This window comes from Sphingobium sp. SA916, assembly GCF_002894065.1.
Taxonomy (GTDB): Bacteria; Pseudomonadota; Alphaproteobacteria; order Sphingomonadales; family Sphingomonadaceae; genus Sphingobium; species Sphingobium fuliginis.
In genome coordinates, this window is record NZ_LXYF01000023.1 from 1 (window position 1) to 19824 (window position 19824).

General features: G+C 63.0%; 14 protein-coding genes. All 14 read right to left on the minus strand.

From position 1 onward, the window contains the following. Positions 1 to 234: 234 nt before the first annotated feature. The 14 genes from A8G00_RS04450 to A8G00_RS04520 all read right to left on the minus strand — a co-directional run bounded on the left by A8G00_RS04450 (position 235) and on the right by A8G00_RS04520 (position 19824). Positions 235 to 1548 (minus strand): surface lipoprotein assembly modifier, encoded by a 1314-nt coding sequence (locus A8G00_RS04450; RefSeq protein ID WP_103000160.1) that lies wholly within the window; start codon positions 1546 to 1548, stop codon positions 235 to 237. Next, positions 1545 to 2984, minus strand: a complete 1440-nt coding sequence (locus A8G00_RS04455; protein ID WP_146032561.1) for a transferrin-binding protein-like solute binding protein — start codon at positions 2982 to 2984, stop codon at positions 1545 to 1547. Before A8G00_RS04455 ends, A8G00_RS04450 begins: the two co-directional genes overlap by 4 nt. Before the next feature lie 1266 nt (positions 2985 to 4250). Next, positions 4251 to 5858: a long-chain fatty acid--CoA ligase gene (locus A8G00_RS04460; RefSeq protein WP_025547209.1), complete on the minus strand. Its 1608-nt coding sequence runs from the start codon at positions 5856 to 5858 to the stop codon at positions 4251 to 4253. A 133-nt stretch (positions 5859 to 5991) separates the two neighbouring features. Beyond that, a complete protein-coding gene (locus A8G00_RS04465; RefSeq protein WP_025547208.1) occupies positions 5992 to 6900 on the minus strand; it encodes a TIGR03620 family F420-dependent LLM class oxidoreductase in 909 nt (302 codons plus the stop codon). A gap of 155 nt (positions 6901 to 7055) precedes the next feature. Continuing rightward, a complete protein-coding gene (locus tag A8G00_RS04470) occupies positions 7056 to 7844 on the minus strand; it encodes an SDR family NAD(P)-dependent oxidoreductase (protein WP_103000162.1) in 789 nt (262 codons plus the stop codon). 30 nt (positions 7845 to 7874) lie between these two features. After that, the gene (locus tag A8G00_RS04480; RefSeq protein WP_172451776.1) at positions 7875 to 9401 is read right to left on the minus strand and encodes a class I adenylate-forming enzyme family protein; all 1527 of its coding nucleotides are present in this window, start codon (positions 9399 to 9401) and stop codon (positions 7875 to 7877) included. Continuing rightward, positions 9398 to 11017, minus strand: a complete 1620-nt coding sequence (locus A8G00_RS04485) for an MFS transporter (RefSeq protein WP_146032563.1) — start codon at positions 11015 to 11017, stop codon at positions 9398 to 9400. The genes A8G00_RS04480 and A8G00_RS04485 overlap by 4 nt, the downstream gene beginning before the upstream one ends. 125 nt (positions 11018 to 11142) lie before the next feature. Beyond that, positions 11143 to 13503, minus strand: a complete 2361-nt coding sequence (locus tag A8G00_RS04490) for a TonB-dependent receptor (protein ID WP_103000165.1) — start codon at positions 13501 to 13503, stop codon at positions 11143 to 11145. A gap of 412 nt (positions 13504 to 13915) precedes the next feature. Then, positions 13916 to 14593 carry a nitroreductase gene (locus tag A8G00_RS04495; RefSeq protein ID WP_099186187.1) on the minus strand — a complete coding sequence of 226 codons (678 nt, stop codon included), beginning with the start codon at positions 14591 to 14593 and terminating at the stop codon, positions 13916 to 13918. Positions 14594 to 14643: 50 nt separating this feature from the next. Next, on the minus strand, positions 14644 to 15096 hold the full coding sequence (locus tag A8G00_RS04500; protein ID WP_025547200.1) for a nuclear transport factor 2 family protein: 453 nt from the start codon (positions 15094 to 15096) through the stop codon (positions 14644 to 14646). A gap of 85 nt (positions 15097 to 15181) precedes the next feature. Then, complete coding sequence (locus A8G00_RS04505; RefSeq protein WP_025547199.1) at positions 15182 to 16120, minus strand: hydroxymethylglutaryl-CoA lyase; 939 nt, start codon at positions 16118 to 16120, stop codon at positions 15182 to 15184. A 5-nt stretch (positions 16121 to 16125) separates the two neighbouring features. Beyond that, entirely contained in the window at positions 16126 to 16935 is an 810-nt protein-coding gene (locus A8G00_RS04510) for an enoyl-CoA hydratase/isomerase family protein (protein ID WP_025547197.1), read from the minus strand. Beyond that, complete coding sequence (locus A8G00_RS04515; protein WP_172451779.1) at positions 16925 to 18076, minus strand: CaiB/BaiF CoA-transferase family protein; 1152 nt, start codon at positions 18074 to 18076, stop codon at positions 16925 to 16927. The genes A8G00_RS04510 and A8G00_RS04515 overlap by 11 nt, the downstream gene beginning before the upstream one ends. A gap of 14 nt (positions 18077 to 18090) precedes the next feature. Further along, complete coding sequence (locus A8G00_RS04520) at positions 18091 to 19824, minus strand: hydantoinase B/oxoprolinase family protein (RefSeq protein ID WP_103000167.1); 1734 nt, start codon at positions 19822 to 19824, stop codon at positions 18091 to 18093.

The following is a 19824-nucleotide window of genomic DNA, read 5'->3' on the forward strand; positions in this document are numbered from 1 at the left end:
CCGCCCTTGCTACACCAATGATCGAGGAGGCACAGCCGCTACAGATTACACCCAAGGCCGCCTGAAAATGCAGCCCGCTGGCCACACCCAATTCTACACCACATTGACGGACGCGACCCAGTCTTCGATTTTCATTCCCCAGGTGCCGACCCTTTGCTTTCGCAAAAGTCTACCTCCTTAACTGGTTAAATGCGGACCTTTTGTCGATCAGTTATGGTGCAAGCTACCGAACCTCTAGAACGCTCGGGTGATCCCGATTTCAGTGGCGGCGCGGCGATATTCATAGAGGGCTGTCGTGGAGATATTGCGTTCATAGGCGAGCCGGACGTACGGCGCGAAACCACGATAGGCCAGGCGACGGAACGTCGCGCCGGTACGGGCGCTCATCAGCCATTCTTGCCGACGTGCCCCAAACAGGAATAGCGCGGCATCGGCCTCAGTTCGCCTGATGCCAGTCGAAACAAACAGAGTAGTATGTCCAGCCTCCCGCCAGCCGGTCAACGTCAACCCGCCCGCCGCAGTGGCATAGCCCGGATCACGCGCAGTTTGGCGCGTTCCAGAGAATGTTACGCTGGCTCCCGCACGTGCCGACAGGGCTCGCTCGAACGACAGGCCCAGATCGTAGATGGTTCCGTCCTGCAAATTATTGCGTGCATAGGTGACGTCACTCACGCTCGCCGTGGCGACAAGCTGCGAGGTCCGGCCCAGTCCATGCAGCCAGTCGATGGTCACGGCGTCAGTATCTGCATAGCGCTGTCCCCCATACCAGCGCCGGGTCGGACCTGCCGAAACACTCAACCGATCGCGCCCATGCAACCATTCGATCCCGATCAGAGCCGACCCGGACACATCGTTGAATTCATGATTGCGGTACAAATTCACAAGTCCGGCGAGCCTTGGCACGAGCGCGAGATCCTTGGCGAGGCCGATACGTGTATAGGCTTGGCCAGCAAGACGCACGCCAAGCCCGGATTGCGCGCGCGCATCCTCGGAAAGTGTGAGGGGCGCGATGATCGTATCGAGTACACGCGCCTGAGTTGCTCGATTGATATTGGAATCGGGAGCCAACGCGAGTTCAAATGTGCCGCCCCATGGCTTGCGCGAACGCAGCGCGCGATCGAATCGGCCGACAGTTACGGCCACTTCAGGCGGCAGCCCCGCGGCCTGGGCCTGGCGTATCTGTCTCCGGGCGCCCCCATCATCGCCGATTGCCGCCAGAGCGCGTGCAAGCTCCAACCGGACGCGGGGCGCGTTGGGTTGCTCGTCGAGCAGAGCGCGGAATGCAATGGCCGCGTCCTGCCAACGCTCGGCGTCAGCGAACATCATCCCCTTGCGAAACCGCGCCTCCGCGCGAACCTGCATATCCGGGTCTCTGGCGAGCGCGTCGTAAAAGGTTGCCGCGTCGTCGATCTGGCCTGCGGCTCGCGCACGATCAGCCAAGCCGAATAGATCGACGGCGGAAAGATGGTCGATATGCGTCTGCGCCCGCGCGGACACCGCCGGAGCAGCGACCGCCAGCGCGAGCGCCAGCCCAAAATGTCGGATCACTGCCGCTTCGCAGCCGCAACACCCTGGATCGTGATCCCGGCGCCTGCCGCGCCGGTGGGCGCCGTCACCGAGAAGGGCGCAACGATTTCCTCGCCATCGGGGCCATAAAAGCGAGGGGCGAACTGGCCCGTCTCGACACCCGCGCGTGTCAACACGCCCGTGACGCCTGTGTTGGTCAGCCGTCCTGCCACGTCATAGCTGCCGAAGTCGATCACCCCGCTCCCGTCCGAGGGGGTGCCCTTCATCGCGAGCGCGCCGGTGTAGCTCTGTGCGCCAAAGTCGACGGCAAATTGGGAAGTCCCCTTCACGTCGTAGAAGATGTTGGACGGATATTGTCGACCGGTCCCATAGAGGATGCCGCGATAGCTGCCCGTGCCGGTCTTGCCCGCGAGCAATCCCGACGGCGTCCCCAGCCCATAGGCGCCATATTGATCAACGCGCTGCCGTCCTGTGCCAAACGGCACAGTGGTCGAATAATGAACGAAGCTCGCATAGGTGAGTGCCAGTTCGCTGTTGCCGCCGCCTGGCTTGTAGAGCTTCAGGGTCACGTCCTGCGAATCATAGCTGCTGCTGAACGTCTTGCGATATTCCGTGAAATTGGGATCGATGCCCGCCACCTTGTCATTGATGGTGAACTGCCCGCCATACAGATCGGAGGTGGGCGGTCCAAAGCTGAGAGTCTCGGCATTCTGCTGGTTTAGCCCACCAACAAGGTTGTTGAGATACTGGACATAGAAATGTTGCGAACTGGTAAGATTGATCAGCGTCAAATTCTGAGCCTGGACGGTTGCGTCGCGCTGGCCGGTGAAGCCCCCCGCGACGGTCATACCGTTCCCGTTCGCCCCCGAAAAGGCGCCACCCAGTTCCTCTCCATTGGGGCCATAGAAGCGCCCGGCGAGAGGACCGGCGGCCGATCCAAACCAGCCCTCATATAGCGCATTGCCCGAAAAGGTTCCGCTGCTCGACGAGAGATGTCCCGCCCCGGTGAACTCGATTCCACCGCCGGACACACCCTGGTCCGTTACGAGAGTCGTCTCGTTGAGATAGCTGTGGGTTGCGAACACGCCCGCAGCAAAATCGACGCTGAAGTCGCCTTGGCCCTGAAAAGAGCGTGGCTCCTGTCCGGGCGTCGAAACCGCGCCGAATGTATCGGTCCTGAAACCCGCCACGCCGCTTCGCGGCACGGTCGCGGCAGAAGTGGGCAAACCATAGGTGAAGATATAGAAATCCATGTCCTGGCGCGTCCCGGACACGGCATTTTCCTGCCAGAATGCCAAGCCGACATATTGGTTCGACTTGCTGTTGGTATAAGGCGTCGTGGCTATCGTCAGATAGCTGCGATCCGTACCGCCGGTCTTCTGATAGATAGTCTCACCGTTGGCATTGGACTGGATGTTTTCGGGTGCGAAGCGTTGGCTCCACCCATCAGCACTCACGCTATAGCTTTTGGTACCAGCGTCATAATTCACTGTGAGACTGTTTGGACGGATTTGCCCGCTGATTTCCGTACTGGTGGCGAGGTCGAGTCCAAGCTTCATACCCGCAGCATCATTCTGGAAAGCCTGGCTGACTTTCAGGTCCGTGATCATATTGTTGGTAGACGGAGGGGGCGCAGGCATATTGCCAACCCCGCCGCCTCCACACCCGCCGAGCAGCAAAAATAGCGTTACGGCCGTGATTTTGTTTCGCATGATGCCCCCTATTCCGGGCATGCGTTAAACAATCATATAACAACGTCAATAGTTTAACGCCTACTCGCGGAGGAAAAGGCCCCAAATGGCGATTACTGGATTTTTCTGCGCATAGTCGGGTGATGCTTGAGGGACGCGGAGCTCACAGTTGTGCATCTCGGGACTAGCCAAATCATGCTCCAGCTATCCGACCGGTCAATAGTTTACAGACAACCCCGGTGCAAACAGCAGTTTATGGGATAAGAATGGACGATGCCGTAGGGCCGTCGAAAAGATGGCCGTTCATGTTCGTTTTCGCGGATTCGCAAAGCAGGAACATTATGTCGAACATTATCTGAGACCAATGCGTCTTTCCCCGGTTTTACGCCAGAAAACGACAAACCCCTCTGGCGCCCACCAGATGACTGGACAATCATCCAGAAGATGAGCGAGGAAGGCGGGGGCACCGAAATAACGATGGATGATTTTGCGCGGCGCTTTTCCATGCGGCCGGCAAGTTATGTGGTTTCTCGGCGCCGGCATTCAGCTGCCGCTGATAGCCCTTTGTCCGGGGACCGCTCTACCATGTCCTCTCCAACCCCATCTATATCGGCAGATCTATGAGATGCGGTGCAGGCGAAGCGGCAGGCTGGCATCGGAACGAAGCGTGATCTTGGCAATAGTCCGCATAGCAGCCTCCTAACCAGCATGATTCAGGATCATGCTGACCGGCCGATATCGCCCAGCCACGCGGTCAAGCAGCAGCGGCGCTGCCGCTATCATGTGTCTAGCATGACACTGCCCGCAGAGGATGCAGTGGCCAAAATTCCTGCGCTTCGGCTCCCGGCGCCAGAGCTCGAACAAGCCGTCCTAGATGCAAGCTCCGGCCTTCTTACTGATCAGCGCACCATCTTGGCGCTACCGCAATCCGAGATCCGGGCGCTGATCCATCGTAGCAGGCGGGGGTTGCCACCTTCACCTGCCGGGCGCGCACGGCCCCTACTGACCCATCCTTATCACGCGAAACATCGCTCATATCCGCGACAGCTCGTCGGCAAATCTTTCCCTCAGCCGTTTCTTGTCGATCTTTCCCGTTGCCGTCAGGGGGACGGGAGCGAATATGACCTTGTCGGGCATCCACCATTTGGCGATTTGCGACGCCAGATGATCCAGGATGACCTGCTGCTGAAGTTGCGCGCCGTCATGTCCCTCTATGATGAGGATCGGACGCTCCTCCCATTGGGGATGACGGACGCCGATGACCGCGGCGACCTTCACCCCGGCACAGGCGGCCGCGACATTCTCTATGTCGATCGAACTGATCCACTCGCCGCCCGATTTGATCACATCCTTGCTGCGGTCGGTGATCCGCAGGAAGCCATGCTCATCGATCGTGGCGATGTCCCCGGTGTCGAACCAGCGGTCGTCGGATGTGGCGTCCTTCTCGCTTCGGAAATAGCGCTGCACGGTCCACGGCCCTCTAGCCTGCAACCCACCAGGCGTGGCGCCGTCATGCGGCAGCGCCGCCCCATCCTCTCCGACGATGCGCAGTTCGACGCCGAACTGCACGCGGCCCTGGCGGGTCCAGAGTATCTCTTCTTCCGCTTCCTGACCCAGATGCGTGATCTGCGGAGTCGGAGTCGATATGACGCCCAGCGGGCTCAGTTCGGTCATGCCCCATACCTGGCGGACCTTGACGCCATGGCGACGCTCGAACGTCTCCGCCATGGCGCGCGGAACCGCGGAGCCGCCGATCATGATGCGGTCCAGGGTGCCGCTATCCTCGCCGGTGCGCGCCAGATGGTCCAGATACATGGTCCAGACCGTCGGCACCCCGCCGGAGAAGGTCACGCCTTCGTCCCTGATGAGGGAATGGAGGCTCTCCCCATCCATGCGGTCGCAGGGCAAGGCAAGCTTGCAGCCGTTGATCGCCGCCATATAGGGCATGCCCCATGCCGTCGCATGGTACATCGGCACGCATGGCATGATGCAGTCGAAGGCCGAAAGGCCAAGCGCGCCCGGAAGGCCGTTGGCGAGCGCATGGAGCACGATTGACCGATGGCTGTAGAGAACGCCCTTCGGATCCCCGGTGGTCCCTGACGTATAGCATAGGACGGCGGCGCTGTTCTCGTCGAAGCTCGGCCAATCATAGCCGTCCGCTTCGCCCGCGATCAGTTCCTCATAGCTCTCAAACCCCTCATCCGGGGCGCTGGCGAGCAATATGACCGCCTCCACCGCCGGAATCCGGTCGCGCAGCCTGTGGATCAGCGGCAGGAAGCTCCTGTCGACGAAAAGAAGGCGGCTGCCCGCATGGTTGATCGTGTAGACGATCTGATCGTCGGAGAAGCGCGGGTTTACCGTGTGCAGAACGGCGCCCATGCCGGGAACCGCGTAGAACAGCTCAAGATGCCGATGGGTGTTCCAAGCCAGCGAGGCGACCCGGTCGCCGGGCTGGATGCCGCGCCGCGCCAGCGCCAGCACAGCCTGGCCCGCGCGGCGGCGCAGTCCGCGATTGTCATAGCGCCAGGCCGGTTCCCCGACGAGACGCGAGACGATCTCCCGGTCGCCGTGCGCGGTGGCGCAATGGCGTAATATGTCCCCGATCATCAGGGGAGTCCGCTGCATGAGGCCTTCGATCATGCCTTCCCCTCCCCTGGCTTGTTTTTGGACCGGCGATGCTGCTCCTGCCGGCGTTCACGCAATGGCGGCACGTTATTCTCCATGGTTGGCGCGCGCTTTTGCCGCGGGCGTAAGGTCGCCTGCGGTCCTCCGCCTATCTTGCCGGCGCGAGCAGCGCCAAAGGCGCCTCTTCCGGATTTTCATAGGCGCCCGCCGGGTTCAGGCCGAAGATGCAGACATGGTCCGCGCCAGCGTCCCAATGTTCCTGAATCCGGGCGCGGATGGTCCGTTCATCGCCCCAGGCGACGATCGCGTCGATCAGCCGGTCCGATCCGCCGTCCGTGAAATCATCATCGTCAAAGCCCAGCCGCTTCCAATTGTTGCGATAATTGGGAAAGGTTAGGTTCCAGGCCAAAGCCCGGCGCCCGGTGGCGCGCGCTTCATCGGGATCGCTTTCCAGCGAAACCAGAAGGTTGACGCACAGCAGCTTGTCCGGTCCCAATATGGCGCGGGCCATGGCGGTATGGGCGGGCGGCGAATTATTGGTGTAGGCGCCGTCGGCATGGGACGCCGAAAGCTCGATCATCTTGGGGCCAAGCGCCGCCAGGACGGTCAGCGGCCGTTCGCTGGGCAAGACGGTCGAATCCATTCTGAAGCGTTCCATGGCTTCCAGATAGGCCTTCATCGTGGCGACCGGCTTCCTGCTGTAGGTCTCGCCGCGCAATTCCTCCACCAGTTCGGGATGCGAGACGCCAAGGCCAAGGAGGAAGCGGTTGCCGGATTGTTCGGCCAGGGCGATCTGGGCGCCCCTCATCGAGACATGATCGCGGCCGTAGATGTTGACGATGCCGGTCACCATGTTCAGTTCCCGCGTGTTCGCCAGCATCCAGGAGGAATGGACCAGGCTGTCGCGCCCGGCGGACACGTCCGGCACCCAGAGTGTTCGATAGCCCCAATTTTCAACGCGCTGCGCGAATTTCGCCGCTTCGGCGGCGGGCATCAAATCCGTGAAGGCAAAGACACCGAGCGGCCCCATGCGGGAGGCAAAGGTGGATTCCGCCATAATCAGTTCTCCTTGCTAAAGCTGTATCTCATCGCGCCCGGAAAGCGCTTTCCCCCGACGGTCGGCCTGGCAAAGCCCAGCGCGACAGCGTGCGGGTCGCCTCCCGAAATGCGGCTTGTTCGTCCCTGTGCGGCCGCGCAACAGGCCAGCCTGCCTCACAGAAAGACGAAACCGCCGTCGACCATCAGGCATTGCCCGGTCATATAGTCGGAGCCGGAAGAGGCGAGGAACCGCGCCACTCCGGCCAGATCTTCGGGAACCGACGCGCGGCCCAGCGTGATCTGGGGAATGAGATTGTCCATCGCCTCGTCACGCTCCCGGGTTAGCCCCTCGGCGCGGAAATCCCCCTCTATGCTATCCCAAAGGTCCGTCTTCACGACACCGGGGCCGATGGCGTTGACGGTGATCCCATGCTGTCCGAACGCGCGCGCCCCGCCCTGGGTCAAGGCGGCCACGGCGAATTTGCTGGCGCCATAATGGACCAGCGGCTCATGACATTGTTTCGAGGCGATCGACCCCGTGTTGACGATCTTTCCGCCCTGCCCCTGCTCGATCATCCGGGCCGCGGCCTCCTGCATGCATATCAGCACGCTCAGGCCGTTCACCGTCATCATCCTGTGCCAATCCTCCTCGGTAATCGAGAGGAAAGGCTTTCCCTGAGCGGTGCCGGCATTGTTGAACATGACGTCGAGCCTGCCGAATTGAGCGACGGCCCGCGCAATCATGGCGCGCACGCTCGCCCGGTCGGTCACGTCCACCTTCACGGCGATCGCCCGGCCGCCTGCTGCCTCAATCTCGGCGGCGACGGCGGACGCGGCGACATGATCGATGTCCGCAATCGTCAATTGCGCGCCGTCGGCGGCCAGCGCCCGCGCCATCGCCCGGCCGATGCCGCGCCCAGAACCGGTGACGATGATGGATTTGGTCGAAAGATCAGAGCTCATATTTCCATCCCATTTGGACGTTGATCGTCTTCATGCGTCCTCGGCTTCGCGCATGCGCAACAGCATCGGAATCACCTCCCGCCGCAAAACCTTGCCCGACATGTTATGCGGCAGCGCCTCGACTATCCGGATCATGCCGGGCACCTTGACCGCCGCCAGCCGGGCCGCGCAATGCTCCAGGATCGCCGCTTCGCTGGGCGCGGCGCCCGGCATCGGCACGATGGCCGCCGCCACCATCTGGCCGTGATCCGCGTCGGGAAGGCCGACCACGGCCGCCTGCGCCACATAATCCAGTTCACTCAAGACCTGCTCGACCTCGGCCGCGTAGATCGGCCTTCCGTCCCGGTTGATGAGGTCGCTGGCGCGGCCCAGGACATAGACATAGCCATGCTCGTCGATGCGGGCATAATCGCCCGTGCGATACCAGCCGTCCGGCGTGATCGCCTTTCCGGTGAGATCGGGCTCCTTCCAATAGCCCATCATCATCGCCGGCCCGCGCCCCTGCGCCTCGCCCACTTCGCCCGGCGCGACTTCCCGCCCGTCCGGCCCGAGGAAGCGCATCCGCGCGCCCGGCGCGATCTTCCCGGCCGATCCGGTCGGCGGGGGAACGCCCGCCGGGTCGTTCATGACAAGGGGCCAGCATTCGAACGCCGCATAGGCATCCAGCACGGGCGTTCCGGTGATGCGGCACCAATCCTCGAAAACGGCTTCGTTGCGCGCCTCTCCGCCGGAAATGCAGCAGCGCAGATGGAAGTCCGCCACCGCGTCGCGCCGGTGCCAGGCATTGGCGATCTTCACATACATGCTGGTCGACCCCGCGAAGAAGGTGATGCCATGTCCCAGCATCGCGTCCAGCACGCCATCCGGGGAAAATTCGCGCATCAGATGGATTCTGGCGGCGCGGGTGGTGGCGGTCAGCGAGAGGATGACAAGCCCCATCATCCAGGAAAGCGGCACGGCGACCAGGATCGTGTCGGCAGCGTCGATCCGCCAGATGTCCGCCACACCATCCGTTCCCTCCGCGATCGAGCGGTGCGAATGCGCAACCGGCTTGGGCACGCCCGTCGTCCCGGAGGTATAGCCGATGACGCCGACCGCGTCGCAATCGACCTGCGGCAAATCCCCGGCGAACGGCGCGATGTGGGGGATGAGTTCCGCGTTGCAGACAAGATCGAAGATTTCCGTGCGCGAGCCTGTCCTGCTGACGGCGGCCGCCGCAGCGGTCTGGCTCTCCCCTTCCGCAAACAGGAAATGCGGCTCGGCATTGGTCAGCGCATAGTCGAGCTCATTGGGCCCCGTAGAAGCGTGGACGACCGCCATCACGCCGCCCGCGCGCCACACGGCGAAGCTGAGTATCAGGAACTCCGCGCAATTGCCGCTCATGATGAGCACGCTCTGCCCCGGCGCGAGTCCGGCGGTGGTGAGCCGCCGCGCCAGACGCTCCACGGCCCGATCGAAATCCGACCAGAGGATTTTGCGATCGCCGTCGACGATCGCCACCCCCTGCGGAAAGGATTGGGCCGCCCTGCGAAGATGGTCGCTTGCCAGATTGATCACGATAGCTGCCTTTCGAATTGCCGATGCTCTGCATGAGCCGCAACGCCGACGGGCTCCTGCTCGACCGCTTCGCCCGCTGCCCGCGCCCGCTCGACCTTCGTCGCCTCCGCCGACTGGACGTGCCGGGCCGCCATCCACAGGGCGGCCACCGCGATCGGCACCGCCAGCAGGCCCGCCATCAGCCCGGTGGCCAAACTGCCCTGCGCGGCGGAAACCTTGCCGACCAGATAGGGGCCCAAGGCCGAACCCACGAGCGTGCTGACAAGGATATAGGTGACCGACGCCGTTCCGCGCATGCGCGGCAAGACGATTTCCTGAATGGTGGCGGCGCCGGCCGCCATCCACATGATGCCGACGAATATGACGGGAAGGTTCAGAAGGAAGAAGATCCAGGGATTGTGCGTCAGGCACATGCCGATCACGAAGGGAACCGGGATCACCGTGGACGCGATGCCGACATGGATTCGCCCCGCCGCGTGCCGACGCAACATGATGTCCGACAGGCGGCCGCCGACGAAGACGCCCGCCATGCCGCAAATGGCCGCCGAAGCGCCCAGAACCATGCCCACCGTCGCCTTGTCGACCGGCAGCGAACGCAAAGCCAGAGGAGCCGTCCAGAAGCCCATGTTCAGCACCAGCATGGAGGAGAAGCCGAAGCCGATCGTCGTGTAGAGAAAGGCCGGCGCCTTCCACGTCAGCGCAAAGGTCGCGGGATCGCGCGCCCGCAGCATCTGGGCGGCGGTGAAGGCGGCATACCATCCGATGGCGATCGCGATCCATTGCATCCTGTCGCCCGAAGCGGCGATCAGCCCCCATGCCGCCGACGCCACGATCAGGGCCGCCGCGATGTTGACCGCAAGGACTTTCGGACCGGTGCGGGCAGCCTGGTAAAAGGTGAAAGGAGGAATGACGCTGGCAATATCGTCGAACAGGCGCAGCCAGATGTCCTTTTCCGCCGGAGGATAAGTGCCGTCGGACAACCCCCTCCTCGGTTCGCGCAGGGTCGAGACGAGGATCGCGATCAGCAGGCCCGGAAGACCGACGACCATGAAGGCCGTCTGCCATCCCCGCAGGCCGAAGGGTCCGGCCTCCCCGAAGGACGAGAGCCACGAAGCCACGACCAGCCCCCCGATCGCGAACGCCAGGCCCTGACCGAGATAGAAGCCGGTGCTGAAGATGCCCAGCGCCGTCCCGCGCCGCCCGCGAGAGAACCAGTCGGATAAAAGCGAATAGGCGGAAGGAACGGCGGACGCCTCCCCAATGCCGACGCCGATGCGGGCGGCGACCAACTGGCCGATGCTGCCGGCCAATCCGCAAAACACCGTCATCATCGACCAGATCGAGATGCAGATGGACAATAAGCGCACCCGCTTCCATCGGTCCGCCAGACGGCCGAACGGAAAACCGAACAGGGCATAGAAGACGCCGAAAGCGGTTCCGTGCAGGAAACCAAGCTCCGCGTCGCTGAGCCCGAAATGCGCCTTGATGTCTTCGGCCAGGATCGAGAGGATGGTGCGGTCCATCCAGGTCAGGGTATAGACTCCGACAAGCACCATCAGGACATAACGGGCATAGGGACCGTCGACCGCATTCCGTTCCGCCGCGGCTCCGCCCATGACCCTGTTGTCCGGTGCAAGCGATGCGCTGCTGGCTTCCAAACCCGTTCCTCCTTCACCTGCCCGCTCATAACGTCACTGAAGGGCGACAGGCTGCACGACGGCAAGCCGGCTACCCTTGAACGTCACTGGATATTATATCGCAGCTTCAGGCCGATCTGCCGGCCGCGCGAATAGGAGCCGAACGTCGACGTCGAAGACCCCACGCCCGTATAGTCGACTTCCAGCAGCCGCTTGTCAGTCAGATTCCGGCCGAACAGCGACATCGCCCAGCGGCCATCCTCCGGCCCGAAATCGATATGCGCGTCCAGTTGGGCATAACCGTTCTGCACCATGCGCGGATCGTTGAACGATCCCGCATTATATTTGGTGCGCGCAAAGACGGACGCGCCGGCCGCGATCTGATTGCCGTTCCCGACCGGCTGCACATATTCGACATTGAAGGAGCCCGTCCATTTGGACGAATAGGGCGTCGGCGTCCCGGAAAGATCCTGCGCGCCGCCGACACAGCCGGGCGCCAGCCGCGCATTTTGCAGCGTGTTGCAGGCTGCCCCCACGAAGGAAATATATTTGGCGTCCAGATAGGCGCCGTTGAAGCCCAGCCGCAAATTGTCGGTAACCCGATAATTGAGGTCCAGCTCGACGCCCTGCGACCGCGCCTTGCCGATGTTCGACACGACCAGGTTGAAGCCCTGCCGCACCGATTGCTGCAGGCCGTTAAATTCCTCGCGGAACACCGCGATCGAATAATCGAGGCGGTTGTCGAGCAGAAGTCCCTTTATCCCGGCCTCGACCATCCATGCCTTTTCGGACCCGAACCCGTCATTGGCCGGGCTGGTGGTATAGGTATAGTCGAAACCGCCGACCTTGGCCCCCTTCACATATTTCACATAGGCCATGTTATTGGGGGAGAATTTATACTGCACGATCGCCTGCGGCTGCCACTGGCGGTCGACCAGATGGAAGGTGCCCATGGGGAAGGCGTGCTGGATTCCGCCGAGCACCGCCGCAAGGACTCCGTCCAGCGAGGGGTCGCGCGCGGCCAGCAGCGCGGCGCGCGAGGTGTCAAGATCGATGTTCGGAATGATGCGCGCCGCGAACATGCTCTGCCCGGCCTTCTTCCGCGTGTCGGAATAGCGGACGCCGCCGGACAGGCTCAACTGATCGGTCAGATGGTAGGTGAGATCCACGAAAGCCGAAAAGACCCGGTTCTTCTGATCGAAGGTGAAGTTCCGCGAGAAAGGCGTCGCCGCGGTTCCGGTAAGCCCCAGGGCGCCCAGATTCAGTTCCTGGTTCGCGTCGATCGCCAGGGTGTCGCGCTGATAATAGCCGCCGACGGTGGCGTCCAGCTTGCCGAAAGTGCCGCCAAAGCGCAGTTCCTGGCTGAACTGCTTATAGTGGGTCCATTGCCCGTTCACGAATGCGGGACTGTGGTTGATGCCGTCGGTGCCGTATATCACGACACCGTCGCTCTTCCGCCATGCCGTGGTCGAGGTCAGCGTCCCGCCCGCAATGTCGTAATTGATGTCGGCCTGATAAAGTTGCGCTTCCAGCTCCGCCAATTCGTCGGTGAAGAACGGCGCGACATTGGTGTTGACGTAGCGCGTGTCCTTGTCGCCCACCACGGGATAGAGCGAGGTATTGCCCACCAGCGGCTGGTTGGTCGGCACCAGCGTGTTGCCGCGGTCCTTGATCCGGTCAAGCTCGGCGCGCAGCACGATGTCCAGCCCGTCGACCGGCTGCAGCCGCAGCGACGGACGTATCGCATAGTTGCGCGTTTCGGGTTCGCGTTCGCCCTTGACCGGATTGTCATATCGTCCCCGGTCCAGATTCTGGAAAAGCCCCGCCACGCGCAAGCTCATGCCCTCGCTGAGCGGAACGGTGACGCCGGTCTGCGCCTGAAATTCGCGGCCATAAAATTCGTAGCCGATCGAACCGTCAGCCTCGAATTCGTCGCCGGGCTTCTTGGTCGAGATATTGAGCGCGCCGGCCGTGGCGCTGTTGCCGAACGTCAGCACCTGCGGCCCCTTCAGCACTTCCACCCGCTCGACATCGAAGATCGGAATGCGGGCTTCCTGGTCGCGGCCATAGGAGACGTTGTCGACGAATTTACCGACGGCCTGTTCGAAACCCGCATTGCCGCCCGACCCGAACCCGCGGATGACCGCCACGCTGTTCGCGGCGCCATAGGTGTAGTTGAAGCTGGGCGTGATCTTGCCGATGTCGATCATCTGCGTGATATTCTGCCGCTGCAAAGTCTCGCCGCTCAAGGCGGTGATCGCCACGGGAACGTCGCGAAGGCTTTCGGAACGCTTGCGCGCCGTCACGACAATGTCGCCAACCGATGAGCCGCCGCCCGCGACCTGGTCCGCGCCCGCCGCCTGGGGAGCTTCCTGCGCCTGCGCCGCCCCGGCCGCCAACGCCACGGCGGAAACCCCCGCCAGTGCCTTGGCCGCCGCGATATGCCATTTTACCATTGCGATCATCCTCTTTCCCCTCCTTATGATGCGCCGGTCTCGTCGCCGTCGCGCGCTTTTCGATGCTGTGGCTCGGGTCCGTTTCGAAACGGATCGCCATTCAGGCCGATCCGGACAAACGTCCTCCCGGCCACGGGCAGAAAAATTTATATAGGTACAGAACACGCCCCTTCCGTCATCGCGCACCGCGATTTCAGGATATTTTGAGGTCGCGCTATTCAACGATCTTCGACGAAGAGAGATTTCTCTGCTTCACAAATATCCATGGCATGGATTTTCCGCAGCTATCGTCCATCTCTCCCATCCTGGTCCTGGAGGCCGATCTGAACTTCCCGACATCTTTCGGGCTTTATGCGCAATCGACCTCTTCATTATCGATTCGTATCTTAGGACACAGGCCGGCGCGTGTCAATGAAACGTTTCATTTATGGAAAGTGACATGATCCTGAATGGCCGTCTTGCCGATCCAGTAACGGCTGGCCGCCGAATCCAGGTCGGGATAGCCGAAGGATATGCCGAAAAGCATCTTGAGCGACGGATCGATGCCCAGCACCTCGCGGGCCGTTTCCGCGAAAAAGCCGAGCAAGGTCTGGGGCACGCCCCCCAGGCCGTGGGCCGCAAGCGAAAGCAAGAATGTCTGAGCATACATGCCCACATCGCCGGCGATCCGGACGCTGTCGTAGAATGACGGCATGAACAGCAGGCAGGCATGCGGCGCACCAAAGAATTCGAGATTCCGCAGCATCGTCATGCGACGCTCGTCGAACGCCTCGCGCGCGACGCCCAGCGCTTCGTAATATGCAGCGGCCTGGGCCTTCTGGCGGTCGCTGTAGACGCCGTACAGTTCATCATATCCAAACGGAAAATCAGGCGTCAGCCGTCCCGCCGCCTCCGCCTCCAGCATCGCCTTGCTCAGCTCGTCGCGCTTCGCGCCGGAGACGATATGCACCGACCAGGGCTGGATATTGGCGTTCGATGGGGCATGGCGCGCATCATCGACCACCGCCTGCATCAACGCGTCCGGCACGGGCGTCGGAAGAAAGGCGCGAACGGACCGCCTTTCGCGAACGACATCGTGAAACAATTTGCTCTCATCCATCGCAAGTTCACCTTATTGAGACAGAAGCGGATACCGCCAGGCGCCGTTCGTCAAGCGTCTACCAGTCGTTTTCCGAACAAGGCGACGTCCAGTTGAAGCGGGTCCAGAAATTCGACAAGCTCGGCAAAACCCTCGCCCTCGACACGCAGGTAGAAACCGTAGAAGGGCTGGGCATAGGGACCATATTTGCCCGCGCCGCCGGTGCTGGACGCCCGCAAAAAGGCGCGATAGCCGTCGATCATGATTTCCGAGAACGTCATCTGCGGACGCACCGTGAAATGCACGAGCAGGGGCGCCAGCCGCTCCATCGTGTCGTCCGGGCCATAATAGGTGCCCGATACCGGGGATTCGCCTATAAGCGTATACACCGCATCCGCATTGAGCATGCGGTAGCAAGCTTCGAAATCCCCGGCCACATCACGCTCTATGAAGCGATCGACCAGTGCGCGGGTCTTCTTCTCCGCGACCGCCCGCTCTTCGAGGCTCAGACTATAATCAAGCATGTCATCTCTCCCAAACGGCCCATGGCGGGGATACCGCGCCTCACCAAATTATGAAACGTTTCATATCTCACTTTCCAGCCATACATCAAGACGCGACGCGCATCGTCTTGGGCAGGCCCGCGCGGGCGAGCTGGCCGCCAAGCGCGCCGGGCGGCAACATCGCGGCGACGGCCGATCGCGCAGCCAGCAGCCGGGCGAGATCGATCCCGGTATCCACCCCCATCAGCTCGAACATGAATATGAGGTCCTCGATCGCGACATTGCCCGTCGCCCCCGGCGCATGCGGACAGCCGCCCAGTCCGCCGAGCGACCCATCGAAGATACGGATGCCCGCCCGATAGGCTGAAAAGGCGTTGGCAAGCGCCAGCCCACGCGTATCGTGCAGGTGGATGGCGATGGGCAAATCGGCAAAGCGTTCCAGCATCGCCGCGCTCAACCCGGCGACCGCGATCGGATCGGCATAGCCCACCGTGTCGGCTATGGTGATGCCGTCGACGCCGGCGGCGGCGACCTCTTCAGCCAGCCGGAGGGTCGCCTCGGGATCGACCCTGCCTTCGATCGAACAGCCGAACGCGGTCGACAATCCGACATCGATCCCGGGGCGACCATCCGGCGGAAGGCTTGCCAGCATCGCCACGATCTCGCGCAATTGGCCAATCGATTCATGGGGCGTGCGGCGGACATTGGCCAGATTATGGCTTTCGCTCACCGAGATGACGAAGTTGATCTTGTCGACGCCCGCTTCGGCGGCGAGCTGCGCGCCCCTGAGATTGGGCGCGAGCGCTGTCACCGTCAATCCCTCAACCCCCCGGGCGTAGCGGACGATGTCGGCCGCGTCGGCAAATTGCGGCATGAGCGTCGCGGGCACGAAGGAGCAGACCTCCATCTCCCGCAGTCCAGCCGCGCGTTCGGCGTCGATCCAGGCTTGTTTCTGCCCGGTCGTCGGACCGGCGGCCAGCATCTGAAGACCGTCCCTAAGCCCGACTTCCCGAATGACGACAGGCCGAATGACGACAGGGTCCATCGCGCTCACCGCCCCTGAAACACCGGCGGGCGCTTCTCGTTGAAGGCCGCGATCCCCTCGCGCCGGTCTTCCGTCCCGATCAGGCGGCTATAGGCCTCAACCTCGAAGAACAGCCCCGTCCGCAAATCCATCTGCAGGCCAAAGCCAATCGACTTCTTCGCTTGCGCGATCGCGATCGGCGCGTTGGCGCAGATCGTCGCCGCTGTCTCCAGCGCGGCCGCCATGATGGCCGCGCCGGGCATGATCTTGTTCACCAGCCCCCATTCCAGCGCCTCGGCCGCCCCGAAAATGGCGCCGCTCAGGATGAGTTCCTTGGCGCGGGGGGCGCCGACGATCCGGGCCAGATGCTGCGTGCCGCCGCCGCCGGGCATGATACCCCGCATCACTTCGGGAAAGCCGAAGCGGGCATGGTCCGCGGCATAGGCGAAATCGCATCCGAGCATCAGTTCCAGCCCGCCCGCAAGCGCCGCCCCATTGACGACCGCGATCGTCGGGATCGGGCAGTCGCTGATCGCGCGCACCATCCGCTCGAACAGATAATGCTGTTCCTGAAACGCCGCATCGTCCATGCCGTTGCGTTCCTTGAGGTCGGCGCCGGCGCAGAAGATTCGATCGCCTTCAGCCGTCAGGATTATGCACCGATAGAGGGACGGTTTCGCCTCCAGAGCGCCGAAGATCCGGACAAGCTCCTCACCCATCCTGGTGTTCAGCGAATTGCCGCGGCCCGCCCTTGCAAGCGTGATGCGCAGCATATGATCGCCGGGATGATCGAGGCGGACGGTTTCCAGACCGTCGAAGCTGAGTTCATGCGCCATGATGGCTCCGCGTTTCCAGGGGATCGTGCGCGCCCAGCCGGGGGCCGGGCCGGCCGAGCGGCGGGCGGCAACTGTCAAAGGCGAGCGGAAGGCCGACCGTCTTCAACTCATTGCCGGAGGTGGCGCCGATGATGCCCAGCGCGCTGACCTGCGCGCTGCCCATCACCTGATCGATGCTGTTCACCCGGCCGCAGGGAACGCCGGCGGCCTCCAGCTCCTTCTCCAAATTCGGCCGGTTGCGTTCGCAGATCATGGCCTGCAGCATGGGAAGAAGCGCGCTTCGGTTGCGGACGCGCATGTCGTTGGTGGCGAAACGCGGGTCGCCGCCCAGCTCGGGCGCGCCAAGCACGGAGCAAAGCGAACGAAACAATTTGTCGTTGCCCGCCGAAATCATCAGCTCCTCGCCATTGCGGCAGAAGAAGGTCTGATAGGGCACGATGTTGGCATTGCCCGAACCATGCCTTTCGGGCGCTTCGCCGGAATTCAGATAGTCCGAAATCTGGACCGTCTGCCAGGCGAGCGCGGTTTCATAGAGGGACGTGTCGATCGTCGCGCCGACGCCCGTCTTCGAGCGCTCGATATAGGCGGACAATATGCCCATGCACGCCCACATTCCCGTGCCCATGTCATTCACCGAGATCGGAATGCGGATGCTGGGATCGCCGGCGCGGCCCAGCAGGCTCATCATGCCGCTCACCGCCTGGATCAGCGGATCATAGCCGGGATGATCGCGCAACGGCCCGGTCGAGCCGAAAGCGGTGATGTTGCAATAGATGAGCGCGGGCTTGGCCGCGCGCAGCGTCGCCGCGTCCAGGCCGACGCGCTCGACGATGCCCCGCTTGAGATTCTGAACGACGATGTCGGCTTCGCTCAGGATCAGATTCGCGATCTGCCCGACCGACCGGCTGTCGCGAAGATCGGCGGTGACGCTCTCCTTGCCCAGATTGACGGCGTGGAACATGATCGCCGCGTCGCCATGGCGCACCGAACCCCATGCGCGGGCGTGATCGCCCACCCCCGCATTCTCGATCTTGGTGACGGTCGCGCCAAGCTGGCCCAGAATATGGCCGGCATAGGGCGCCGACAGGCTGTGGCCGATCTCGACCACCTTCACGCCCGCCAGCGGAAGGGGACGCGTCAAGGGCTGGTCCCGCATCAAACGGCTGCCTTCCCGGTCGGGGAACCGCTATCCGGCGCCGCCTGGCGATAGTCCCGGCGCGCAGCGGCCGCCGTCACGTAACCGTCGGCCAGATCGGCGGCGATCGCCGCCTGATCGCGGGCCTCCGGCTTCCCGAAACCGCCGCTGCCGGCCGGTTGCACCAGAACCCGGTCGCCCTTCCGCACGATGACATGGCTGCCGCGCGCGGGAACCGTCTCGACCGTGCCGTCGGACCGTTCGATCTCGCATTTGAAGCAACTGCCGGGCAGGCCGCCCTCCAGACCGTCGGGCACCTGACGCTCGCGCTCTCCGGCGACGGTGAAGGTCGCTTCGTCATAATCGACGCGATAGACCCGCCGCGCGGCCAGGCCGCCGCGATGGCGGCCCGCGCCGCCGCTGTCCGCCACCAGGCTCCATTCGTCTATGCGCAACGGATAGGCCTGCTCTATGGCCTCCACCGATTGCGCGCCCGCATTGCCGACATAGACGCGGATCGCGCTCACGCCGTCCTTGTCACTGCGCGCGCCCATGCCGCCCGCATGCACGTCGAACAGGCTGGCGAAGCGCCGGCCGGTCCGCGCCACCCGATCCTCATCCGGATCGGAACCGGCGAAGATTCCCGCGCACGCCGCGCAGTTGCTCTGCGCCGTGACGCGCTGGGGCACCGCAGGCGCGAGGGCTTTCAGCAGCATGTCGATCACCCGCGGCGACGTCTCCGTCACGCCGGACACGACGGAGGCGGGAAAGCTGCAGTTGAGGACGCTTCCTTCCGGCGCGATCACCTTCACCGGCCGATAGCAGCCCTGGTTGATGGGGATCATGTTGTCGGTGATCGCCTTCACCGTGAACCAGGTGCTGTTGTAGGTGACCGACAAGGGGCAGTTGATGCCGCCGCGCACCTGCGCTCCGCTGCCGCTATAGTCGAATTCGATCGTGTCGCCCTGCTTGGTGATCTTGACCTGAATGGGGATCAGGGGCCGCTCGCCGTCGACCTCGTAGACGGCGTCGATCTCATCCTCGCCCAGATACACGCCATCGGGCATCGCTTCGAGCGCCTGGCGCATCAGCGCCTCGGAATGGTCCAGCGATCGCGACATGGCGGACTTCAGGGCGTCGGCGCCATAGCGCTCGACCAGAGTCAATATGCGCTGGCCGCCGACGAAGCAGCCGGCATATTGCGCCTGCATGTCCAGCAGCCGCGTCTCGGGATCGCGCGTATTTTGCAGGATCAGGGTCTTCACATCCTCGACCACCCTGTCGTCGCGATAGAGCCGGACGGGAGGAATGCGAACGCCCTCGCCAAAAATGTCCCAGGTCTCCGCCGCGAAGCTGCCGGGGGACTGGCCGCCTATGTCGCTCCAATGCCCCTTGGTCATCACATAGGCGACGATCCTGTCGCCCGCGAAGACGGGTCTGGTGAACTGCACGTCCGGGTGATGATTGCCGCCCCCCAGATAGACGTCGTTGCTGATGATGACGTCGCCGGGCCGCAGATTGTCCGCGCCGATCGCCTGGACGGTGGCCTTGGTCGAGATGACCGCCGCGCCGAGCATCGTGGGTATGTCATTGCCCTGCGCGACCAGTTGCATCTCATCGTCGAAGATCGCGGCCGATGCGTCCCCGCCGGAATGGATGATGGGGCTTCCCGCCGTGCGGGTCATGGCGATCTTCATCTCGCGCGCGATCGCATACAGGCTGCTGCGGATGATTTCGTAGGTTATGGTATCCAT

Coding starts and splice junctions, on each gene's coding strand:
- A8G00_RS04505 (WP_025547199.1), bottom strand. CDS start 16,120: ATGGACCCTGTCGTCATTCGGCCTGTCGTCATTCGGGAAGTCGGGCTT.
- A8G00_RS04520 (WP_103000167.1), bottom strand. CDS start 19,824: ATGGATACCATAACCTACGAAATCATCCGCAGCAGCCTGTATGCGATC.
- A8G00_RS04495 (WP_099186187.1), bottom strand. CDS start 14,593: ATGGATGAGAGCAAATTGTTTCACGATGTCGTTCGCGAAAGGCGGTCC.
- A8G00_RS04490 (WP_103000165.1), bottom strand. CDS start 13,503: ATGATCGCAATGGTAAAATGGCATATCGCGGCGGCCAAGGCACTGGCG.
- A8G00_RS04500 (WP_025547200.1), bottom strand. CDS start 15,096: ATGCTTGATTATAGTCTGAGCCTCGAAGAGCGGGCGGTCGCGGAGAAG.
- A8G00_RS04485 (WP_146032563.1), bottom strand. CDS start 11,017: ATGGGCGGAGCCGCGGCGGAACGGAATGCGGTCGACGGTCCCTATGCC.
- A8G00_RS04460 (WP_025547209.1), bottom strand. CDS start 5,858: ATGATCGAAGGCCTCATGCAGCGGACTCCCCTGATGATCGGGGACATA.
- A8G00_RS04465 (WP_025547208.1), bottom strand. CDS start 6,900: ATGGCGGAATCCACCTTTGCCTCCCGCATGGGGCCGCTCGGTGTCTTT.
- A8G00_RS04510 (WP_025547197.1), bottom strand. CDS start 16,935: ATGGCGCATGAACTCAGCTTCGACGGTCTGGAAACCGTCCGCCTCGAT.
- A8G00_RS04470 (WP_103000162.1), bottom strand. CDS start 7,844: ATGAGCTCTGATCTTTCGACCAAATCCATCATCGTCACCGGTTCTGGG.